Genomic DNA, 921 nt, shown 5'->3' with positions numbered 1-921 from the left:
GTATCCGTACCATTCAGAACTGGCAGGAACAGGGAATGCCCGTTCTGCGAGGCGGTGGCAAGGGTAATGAGGTGCTTTATGACTCTGCCGCCGTCATAAAATGGTATGCCGAAAGGGATGCTGAAATTGAGAACGAAAAGCTGCGCCGGGAGGTTGAAGAACTGCGGCAGGCCAGCGAGGCAGATCTCCAGCCAGGAACTATTGAGTACGAACGCCATCGACTTACGCGTGCGCAGGCCGACGCACAGGAACTGAAGAATGCCAGAGACTCCGCTGAAGTGGTGGAAACCGCATTCTGTACTTTCGTGCTGTCGCGGATCGCAGGTGAAATTGCCAGTATTCTCGACGGGCTCCCCCTGTCGGTGCAGCGGCGTTTTCCGGAACKGGAAAACCGACATGTTGATTTCCTGAAACGGGATATCATCAAAGCCATGAACAAAGCAGCCGCGCTGGATGAACKGATACCKGGGTTKCTGAGTGAATATATCGAACAGTCAGGTTAACAGGCTGCGGCATTTTGTCCGCGCYGGGCTTCGCTCACTGTTCAGGCCGGAGCCAMAGACCGCCGTTGAATGGGCGGATGCTAATTACTATCTCCCGAAAGAATCCGCATACCAGGAAGGGCGCTGGGAAACACTGCCCTTTCAGCGGGCCATCATGAATGCGATGGGCAGCGACTACATCCGTGAGGTGAATGTGGTGAAGTCTGCCCGTGTCGGTTATTCCAAAATGCTGCTGGGTGTTTATGCCTACTTTATAGAGCATAAGCAGCGCAACACCCTTATCTGGTTGCCGACGGATGGTGATGCCGAGAACTTTATGAAAACCCACGTTGAGCCGACTATTCGTGATATTCCGTCGCTGCTGGCGCTGGCCCCGTGGTATGGCAAAAAGCACCGGGATAACACGCTCACCATGAAG

At 54.2% G+C, this 921-nt stretch carries 2 protein-coding genes; both read left to right on the top strand.

The window, feature by feature from the left end; all coding sequences use genetic code 11:
• The first annotated feature begins 2 nt into the window (after positions 1-2).
• Positions 3-503: a DNA-packaging protein gene (locus DLK05_RS16540; RefSeq protein WP_209319938.1), complete on the top strand. Its 501-nt coding sequence runs from the start codon at positions 3-5 to the stop codon at positions 501-503.
• Positions 478-921, top strand: a 444-nt coding sequence (locus tag DLK05_RS16535; protein ID WP_148114116.1) for a phage terminase large subunit family protein, incomplete at its 3' end; no start/stop codon positions are given. The genes DLK05_RS16540 and DLK05_RS16535, both read left to right, overlap by 26 nt.

The sequence above is a fragment of the Ancylomarina longa genome (genome assembly GCF_003996985.1).
Lineage (GTDB): Bacteria > Bacteroidota > Bacteroidia > Bacteroidales > Marinifilaceae > Ancylomarina_A > Ancylomarina_A longa.
This window is presented reverse-complemented; position numbering and strand designations above follow the sequence as displayed.